This is a genomic window from Saccharothrix coeruleofusca (assembly GCF_014648515.1).
Classification (GTDB): Bacteria; Actinomycetota; Actinomycetes; order Mycobacteriales; family Pseudonocardiaceae; genus Actinosynnema; species Actinosynnema coeruleofuscum.
The window spans coordinates 141,595-150,391 of the sequence record NZ_BMRG01000004.1 but is presented as its reverse complement, the minus strand read 5'-3'; the positions used below and the strand labels follow the sequence as shown (position 1 = coordinate 150,391).

The window sequence follows — 8,797 nt, the reverse complement described above, 5'->3', positions numbered from 1 at the left end:
GCGGGCCGCAGCAGGCCGCGGTGCGGTCGTTCGTCGAGGGCCTGGCGGTGCCGGTGGTCGTCTCCGCGCTCGACCCGGTGCCCTCCGGGCAGCGGACCTGGCCTCGGGTGGCGGTGACCCGCCCCACCCAGGACGAGCAGCGCGCGCTGTGGCGCTCCGCGCTCAACGGCAGCGGGTCGGCGGTGCCCGAGCAGCGGCTGCGCGACCTGGTGGCGCAGTTCTCCCTGCCCTCGCACGTGATCCGGGCGGCAGGCGCGGCGGTGGGCCGGGCTTCGGACGAGCGGGGCGATCCGGCGGATCGGGCGTGGCGGGCCGGGCTGGAGCAGGCCAGGATGGCGCTGGACGAGCTGGGCCAGCGGGTCGAGCCGCGCGCGGTCGCCGCGGACCTGGTGCTGCCCGACGCGCAGCGCCTGGTGCTGCGCGAGATCATCGCGCACGTCCGCCAGCGCTCCAGGGTCTACCAGGAGTGGGGCTTCGAGAACGTGCTGCGGCGCGGGCTGGGCGTCACCGCCCTGTTCGCGGGCGGCAGCGGCACCGGCAAGACGCTGGCCGCCGAGGTGCTGGCGGGCGAATTGGGCCTGGACCTGTTCGTCATCGACCTGTCCCAGGTGATCAGCAAGTACATCGGGGAGACCGAGAAGAACCTGCGCCGGGTGTTCGACGCGGCCGAGGGCGGCGGCGCGCTGCTGCTGTTCGACGAGGCCGACGCGCTGTTCGGCAAGCGCAGCGAGATCAAGGACAGCCACGACCGCTACGCCAACATCGAGGTCAGCTACCTGCTGATGCGCATGGAGTCCTACCGGGGCCTGGCGATACTGACCACCAACATGAAGAAGGCGCTGGACACCGCCTTCCTGCGGCGCATCCGGTTCGTGGTGGACTTCCCCTTCCCCGGCCCGGTCGAGCGCGCGGAGATCTGGCGCCGGGTGATCCCCGCCGACACCCCCACCGAGGGCGTCGACGCGGGCAAGCTCGCGCAGCTGACCGTGGCGGGTGGCAGCATCCGCAACATCGCGCTCTCGGCGGCGTTCCTGGCCGCCGAGGAGGCCGCGCCGCTGGGGATGCGGCACGTGCTGGCGGCGGCCCGCACCGAGTACCTCAAGCTGGACCGCTCGCTGACCTCCTCGGAGGTGGCCGGGTGGGTGTGAGGGTGCGGATCGACGAGCTGGTGCTCACCGGGTTCGGCGGGCTGGACGCGGACCTGCTGGTGGAGTCGTTCCGGCGGGAGCTGACCCGGCTGCTGCGCGACGCCCCGGTGGCGCTGGTGGACCGGGAGGTCGTGGCCGGGCTGCCCGCGCTGCCCCGGACCTCGTCGGCGCGGGCGCTGGGCGTGGCGCTGGCCAGGTCCGTCCACACCGGACTGCGCGGGGGTGCGCCGTGACGCGCGCGGCGGCCCGCACGGCGGGCGAGCCGGGCAAGCCCAAGCAGGACAGCCCGTCGGTGTTCGCGCGCAAGCCGCGCGAGCTGCGGGAGGTGCTGGCCTCGCCGGGGCACCCGATCGACCTCGGGCTGCGCCGGGAGCTGGAGTCGCGGCTGGGCCACGACTTCGCCGCGGTGCGCGTGCACCACGACCGCGAGGCGGCCGAGCTGACCGAGCTGCTGGGCGCGGACGCGGTGACCGTCGGGCAGGACATCTTCTTCGGGCACGGCATGTTCCGCCCCGAGACCCCGGACGGCGAGCGGCTGCTGGTGCACGAGCTGCTGCACACCGCGCAAGTCCCGCACCCGCTGGGCGCGCTGGTGCAGGGCCGCGACACCGGCTCGGTGTCGTTGCCGGGCGAGCCGGTGGAGCAGGAGGCCGAGCGCGTCGCGCGGTCCGACCAGGCCGAGGAGCCGGTCGCGCGCGTGGCGCAGGGAGCGGCGTGGCTGCGCTACGCCACCGTCAACGCCGACCGGCTGCGCACCGAGCGGCTGGACCCCGCGACGCTGGTGGACCGGCTGGTCGCGGGCGTGCTGCGCAGCCTGCGCGGCGACCCCACCGACTCGTCGCGGCGGGTGCGGGCCCAGCTGGCCCGGTTCACCCCGGAGCTGCGCGAGGACGTGCTGATCCGGCTGGAGCGGCGGCTGTCCTCGGCGGAGTACGCGCGGGTGCTGGAGTACGTGCGGGAGGCGGAGAGCACGCCCGGCCCGGTGGAGACGCCGAGCGTGCCGGAACCGGTGCCCGAGGAGCCCAGCACCGAAGAGCCCCAGCCCGAGGAACCTCAACCGGAAGAACCACAGCCCGAGGAGCCTCAGCCCGAAGACCCGTCGACCGAGGAGCCCTCCACCGAAGAACCGCAGCCGGAGGAGCCCTCTACCGAAGAACCCGCGGAGGAGCCCTCCACCGAAGAACCCGCTCCGGAGGAGGAAGAGGAGAAGCCCGAGGAGGAGAAGGAGGAAGGCGAGGAGGAACGGGAGAAGGAGGAAGGCGAGGAGGAACGGGAGAAGGAGGAAGGCGAGGAGAAGCCCGCCGAGGAGGAGGCCCCCGCGGAGGGCACGCCCGCCGAGGAGATCCCCGCCGCGCAGGGGCCCGGCGCACCGGGTGCGCAACCACCACCGGGTCAGGGTCCGCCCGCCGGGGCCACCCCCGCGCCCGAGGTCGCCCCGATGGCGCAGCAGGAGGGCCAGGTGGCCCCGGAACGGGTGGAGGCCGCCGCGCAGGCGCCGGACAGCCCGCTGGTGCAGCACGGCCTGCTGGACCGCCCGGAAACCGACGAACGCCTCGAAGAGCAGGAGAAGCCGATCGGCCTGGAGGCGGCGGCGGACAGCGAGGTGCCGGTTCCCGAGCCCGAGGAGCCCAGGGCGGAGCAGGAGCGGCCCGAGCCGCCGGAGCTCAAGCCCGAGGACCACCTGCCAGCCACCGATCTGGACGTCTCCAACGTCCCGACCGCCGACCGGATCACCCTGCCTGCCAGCGGATCGCCTCCGCCTCAGCAGGAGGCGCCCAGCTTCCCCAGCCCGCCGCCCACCAAGGCCGAGCAGGTCGAAGAGCAGGAGCCACCCGAGCAAGCCGAGGCGGCCACCCCCGAACCAGCGCCGGAGCCAGCGCCGGAATCACCGTTCGCCGCCGAGCGCGAGGAAGAGGACGAGCCACCGGCCGAACAGCCGCTGGACGCCGAAGTCGGTCCGGAACCGACCGCCGAGCCGCCCGCCGCACCGGTGTCCCCCGGCCCGGTCGGCGCGGACGACGGCCGCGCCGAGTCCACCGAACCCGCCGGTGCGGCGGCCCTGGCCGAACCCGCGCCGTCCACGGCCCCCGATTCCGCCGCGTTCGCAGGCGGCCCCGGTCCCGCCGGCCCCGATCTCGCTGGCCCGGCCGGTCCGGACGCGGGCCCCGACTTGGCGGGGGGCGCGGGTCCTGGCGGTGAAGCGGCACCAGGGGCCGCGGGGCCCGAGCCGGACGGCGGCGGCGCACCGGGGCCGGCTCCCGAGGCGTCGCTGGAGCCGGGCGGCGGCGGCTGTGACGGTGGTCCGGCCCCGGCCGAGCCCGAGGCCGTCGGTGGTGGCGCGGGCTGCGGTGGTGGCGGTGCAGGCGCGGCGGCCCCCGCGCCTGCCGAACAACAGCAGCCGGCCCCACCGGACGTGTCGAACCAGCCGCCGGAGGGGGCGCTGGCCACGGTGGCCACCCTGCCGCCGGACAAGATGCAGACCTCGCTGTCCCAAGTGGACGCGGCGGCGACGAACGACGTCGCGAAGGAGCAGCAGGCGTTGCAGGCCGCTCCCCCGACGACCACCCGCCCGTCCGGCGCGCCGCAGATCCTCACCGGCGCGCCCGAGGCCGCGCCGCCCGGCGACCCGGTGCAGGTCGAGCTGACCAAGGCCAAGGAGACCCAGGCCGCCGAGGAGCAGCGCCAGGCCGAGGCCAAGCGCGTCGAGGGCGAGAACCAGGCCCAGCAGGCCCGCCGCCCGCACGTCGCGGGCAACGCCGAAGGTCAGATGTCCGAGCAGGAGGTCCGCGACGTCCAGGACGCGGTGGACAACGTCCCGACCACCGACCCGGCGCTGAACACCACCGTGGGCCCTGCCCCGAAGGTCGAGCTGACCGGTGAGCACGACCCGGCGCGCACCGACGAGCAGACGAACGAGTTGCGGGACGCCTCCACCACCCTGCACACGGCGGGCCGCGAGGAGTCGGCCAAGCCGATGGGCGAGGACCAGATCTTCCCCAACGCGCCGCCGGAGACGCTGACCGCCCAGGTGCCCTCGGCGGAGGGCGGCGGAGGCGGCGGCCCGGCCCAGGCGGGCGACGCCGATCAGGGTGTCGCCGTCGTCGCGCAGCAGGAGCGCGGCGCCGAGATCCAGGCGGGCGTGGCGCAGGGCCAAGCCCAGATGGGCACCGAGCGGCAGGCCAAGCAGCAGGGCGAGGCCCAGGCGAAGGCCGACCACGAGGCCCAGGTGGCGCAGCAGGTCCAGGAGAACAGCGCCGCCCAGGCCGACGAGCGCGGCAAGGTCGCCGCGGACGTGCAGGCGCAGCGCGAGCAGTGGCGGGCCGAGCAGGACGCCAAGATCGAGGAGAGCAACGGCGAGGCCACCAAGGAGCACGAGGCGTCGCGGACCGGCATCCACAAGGAGAAGGAGGACACCGACAAGGAGACCGAGCAGCGCCAGCAGGACGACAACGACAAGATCGAGCACGAGCGCGAGCAGGCCGAGGAGAAAGCGCGCAAGGAGAAGGAGGCCAAGCAGCGCGAGTCCGAAGGTGGCGGCTTCTTCAGCTGGATCGCCTCCAAGGTCAAAGCCTTCTTCGAGGGCCTGCTGAACGCGATCACCGCGATCTTCAACGCGGCCGTCGCGGTGGTCAACGGCATCATCAAGACCTTCGCCTCGGTGGTCACCGGCCTGATCGACCTGGCGCGCAACGCGATCATCGGCCTGATCAACGCACTGGCCACCGTCCTGCTCAAGCTCTGCGACGTCCTGGCGCTGTTCTTCCCCGAGCTGGCCGCGCGAATACGCAAGGGCATCGAGGCCGCCCGCGACGCGGCCATAGCCGCCGTGAACAAGCTCGCCGACGCGCTGAAGGCGGGCGTCGAGTTCCTGCTCAACAAGCTCGCCGAGGCGCTGACCGGCCTGCTGCGCCTGCTGGAGAAGGGCCTCAAGGCAGCGGTCGAGCTGGTGCGCAGTGCCGTGAACGCCGCGATCGAGTTCGCCAAGGCCGCCATCCAGATGCTCGGCGAGTTCGCCGCGATCATCGCCGACATCGCGTCCATGGGCGTCGGGGCGTGGCTGGGCAAGCTCGGCGCGGCGGCGGTCGAGGGCATCCGCAACCACCTGTGGGACGCCATCAAGTCGGCCGTGCGGCAGTGGTTCAACGAGAAGGTCCAAGCCATCGTCGGGCTGGGCAAGTCCGTCATCGACGTGCTGATCAAGGGCTGCATCAGCATGGCCAAGATCGGCAAGATGGTCTGGGACGCGATCATCGCGGCGCTGCCCATGATGATCGTGGCCGTCGTCATCGAACGACTGGTGTCGTTGATCGTCCCCGCCGCCGGTGCCGTGCTGGCCGTGGTGCAGGGGTTGATGGCGGCGTGGGGCACGATCAGCAAGATCATCGCGGCTGTCGGGGCTTTCGTGGCCTTCGTGAAGGCGGTCAAGGCCGGGCCTGCCGCCTGCCTGTTCGCCGCCGCCGTGGCCGCCGGCGTGGTGGCGCTGCTGGAGTTCATCACCAACTTCCTGATGGCCAAGCTGGCCGGGGCGGCCAAGGGCGTGGGCAACGCGCTCAAGGGAATGGCCAAGAAGATCATGAACGGTCTGAAGCGGGCCGGGAAGGGCACGCGCAAGGCCGCCGGTCGCGCCGTCAACGCGGCCCGTCGCGGAGCTCAGCGCGCGGGTGCTGCGCTCCGCCGTCCCTCCGCCCGCCCTGGACGTCCATCGGGCCGTCCGGGACGTCCCGACCGTGCGGAACGGCCCGGTCGCCCCGGACGTCCCGGCCGCCCCACTCGCCCGGCTCGCCCCGGCCGTCCCGCGGCCGGATCGCCTCGGGGACGCCTGAACCAGGCGAAGAACGCCGTGGCGAACGGGGTCAAGCGAGTCGCGACCACCCTGAAGAAGGTCGGAAGGAAGGTAGCGAACAGCAAGATCGGCAAGTCGCTGCGCAACACCGCGAAGAAGCTGCGGGACAAGTACCAGAACTTCCGCGACCGCATGAAGGCCAAGGCCAAGCAGCGGCAGGAAGCCAAGAAGAAGCGCGACGAGCAGAAGAACTCGCCTGCGGCGAAGGAGCGCCGCCTGGACCTGATAGTCGCTCGCATCAGGCCAAAGTTGAAGAACCTCCTGCACAAGGGAATCGGTCGCCGGATACATGCGCTGACACTGACGGCGTGGCGGTTGTGGCACCGCCTCACCTCACTGCGCAGCGAGGGACAGAAGAGCTTCACGGACACCGCACGTCTCAATCCTGAAAAACTTGTCATCAACGGTGTCCAACTTCCTCCGGAAGAAGTCCTCAAGTTCATCCGGGACGTTGCCGAGGACATCGAGAAGCAGCGCGACGAACGAATCAAGGGAAGAACTCAGCAGGAGGGATCCTCTCCTGAAGGCCACACGCAGCTCAACGTGCCCGAGGACGAGGACATCACAACACGAAGCGGGCTCCTCCAAGCACAGACCAGCAAACCATTCCAACGGCGAATCATCAAGTACGAAGGCGCTGGCGGCGGCGAAGTTTCAAGCTTGATGATGAGTCCGTACAGCCAACCCGGACTACTCTTCTTGCAGAAGATGAACAATGGCAAGATCACCAAGGAAGGCGGGCGCTACGTCGAGTCAGAGAACCGCATCATGTCATCCGGAAAAATTCCGGAGACAGCCGCCGCGCTCGCCGCCTTCCACCGGTCGAGGGGTACCGACTTCGGCGCCGACCCAGGAGAGGTCGCACTGCTCGGCACTTTGGCACACGACACGGAGAACCGCCGAAACCCCGGCACTCGCGTACTGTCGATCCTGCTGTCCGACATGTACGCCGAGGTTCCGAACGCTGGCGATCAGCGACAGCAGGCCAAGAAGTTCCTCAGGGCGTTCCGCTTGCAGCCGATGGCACCGGAGGGATCATCCAGTGCTGCAACGGTGATGCGCAAGTACTTGAAGAAGAAGCCCGGCGCGCTCGACCAAGCCATCGAACGGAGGATCAAAGCGCTGGAGCGCAGCGGCGCACCGCCTGAACTACTTAGCGGGAATCTCCGCGAACTGCCCCAGTGGCAACGCCAGGTAGCGCTGGTAAGAAAAGCAGAGAAAGAACTCGACTTGGCGCAGAAGAACCTGGACAAGCAGGGTGAAAGTGGCAACCGCAGCGCCGTCCGCGCAGCCGAAGCACGAGTGCGCAGCGCCAAACAAGGGGTTGCGAAGTACAACACCAAGCAGTTCCGCTCCCTGCAGCAACTGGAGAAGCAGCAGGACGCGAGAAACCTGATGAACCGCGAGATACGACTCCTCCAGGCCTGGTTCAACTCGCAAGGACCGATTGACGTAGACTCGCACGGGAACATGGAGCGCACACAGAAACTCCTCTTCCAGAAAATAATAGACCGCATGCGCACCGAACTTCCCTGGTGGACTCCCAGTGCGAGGCTGATGCAATGAAGGCGATCAAACGTCCCGACGGCTACCGGTCACGACGGTACATACTCAAGGGCGACACACCGCTCCTCGAAGTAGAACTCATTGCCCAGGGGTCGGATTGGCAGAGGATACTGGACAGGCCAGCAGCTCCCGAACAGAACAAAGATCGCCTGGTGAAGTGGGAACTAGCAGCGGGACTGCGGGTGTCGTACGTCGAGGACAGCGCGCTCCAGTGCGCGTACATCATCATAACCAGTTGGCTGGGAGCTCAAGAGGTCGAGACAGCGGCAGCCGTCTTCGAAGTACATCCCAAAATCTTTCGCTTCCAGGAACTCATCGCCGCCGTTGATTCGGCCGACAATACAGAAACCAAGGCCCTGGCGATCGCCAGAGCTGGACTCGGGTCGCCGCTCGAACCCCAGGACGACTTCGTGGAGCGCATCACGGGAGCCGCCAGGGAACAGGATCCGATCCTTCGTGAAGGCGCATTGTGGGCAATCACCTACACGGAGTGGAACCTGTTCAACCCACTGGTGCAGGACATGGCGGACAACGACCCGGACGAGTTCGTCCGCGGCCTCGCCGTCCGCGTTCTGGACGTGATCGACAAGCTGCGACTGGAGACCTGATGACCCGCTACCTGGACATCCCCAAGCCGGTTCGCGCCGGGATCGTGGTCGACCCGGACCAGGGCACGCGCCGGGTCATCGTCATGCAGTTCAACCCCGACACCCTCGAACGCAGCCTCGCCCCCCAAGCCTCCGGGGCGGAGCAGGGCGACCGCACCGAAGCCCTGCGCCTCAAGGGCCCGGCCATCGAGACCTGGCGGTTCACCGCCGAGATCGACGCCACCGACCAGCCGGAGGTGCCCAGCGAGTTCGGCATCCACCCGCAGCTGGCGACGCTGGAGATGCTGGTCCACCCCACCACGACCCAGATCAACACCAACCTGCGCCTGGCGAGCCTGGGCACGCTGGAGATCACTCCCGTCGAGACCCCGCTGACGCTGTTCGTCTGGGGTGCCAAGCGGGTCATGCCGGTGCGCCTGACCGAGCTGGCCATCACCGAGGAAGCGTTCGACGCCGACCTGAACCCGTACCGGGCCACGGTCAGCATCGGGCTGCGCGTCCTCTCGGTCAACGACCTGCCCGCGGGCCACCGCGGGGCCGACCTCTACATGGCCTACCTGTCGCAGAAGGAGCGGTTCGCCGGTTCGGCCGCGCCGGGGCGGCTGGAAGCGCTCGGGCTGCGGAACATCTGA

Annotated in this window: 5 protein-coding genes; all 5 read left to right on the top strand. The window is 70.1% G+C overall.

Translation table 11 applies throughout. The features are described 5' to 3' along the window. A partial coding sequence (locus tag IEZ00_RS36545; RefSeq protein ID WP_229795552.1) for an ATP-binding protein occupies nucleotides 1–1,148 on the top strand: 1,148 nt, incomplete at its 5' end. Continuing rightward, nucleotides 1,139–1,381, top strand: coding sequence for a hypothetical protein (locus tag IEZ00_RS12820; protein ID WP_189223453.1), 243 nt, complete (start codon nucleotides 1,139–1,141; stop codon nucleotides 1,379–1,381). The genes IEZ00_RS36545 and IEZ00_RS12820, both read left to right, overlap by 10 nt. Next, entirely contained in the window at nucleotides 1,378–7,557 is a 6,180-nt protein-coding gene (locus IEZ00_RS12815) for an eCIS core domain-containing protein (RefSeq protein WP_189223452.1), read from the top strand. Before IEZ00_RS12820 ends, IEZ00_RS12815 begins: the two co-directional genes overlap by 4 nt. Beyond that, nucleotides 7,554–8,165 carry a hypothetical protein gene (locus IEZ00_RS12810; protein ID WP_189223451.1) on the top strand — a complete coding sequence of 204 codons (612 nt, stop codon included), beginning with the start codon at nucleotides 7,554–7,556 and terminating at the stop codon, nucleotides 8,163–8,165. Before IEZ00_RS12815 ends, IEZ00_RS12810 begins: the two co-directional genes overlap by 4 nt. Then, nucleotides 8,165–8,797 (top strand): hypothetical protein, encoded by a 633-nt coding sequence (locus IEZ00_RS12805; RefSeq protein ID WP_189223450.1) that lies wholly within the window; start codon nucleotides 8,165–8,167, stop codon nucleotides 8,795–8,797. Before IEZ00_RS12810 ends, IEZ00_RS12805 begins: the two co-directional genes overlap by 1 nt.

What these genes read in the sequence shown, in the direction of transcription:
- IEZ00_RS12805 (WP_189223450.1), top strand. Translation starts at nt 8,165, where the DNA reads ATGACCCGCTACCTGGACATCCCCAAGCCGGTTCGCGCCGGGATCGTG.
- IEZ00_RS12810 (WP_189223451.1), top strand. Translation starts at nt 7,554, where the DNA reads ATGAAGGCGATCAAACGTCCCGACGGCTACCGGTCACGACGGTACATA.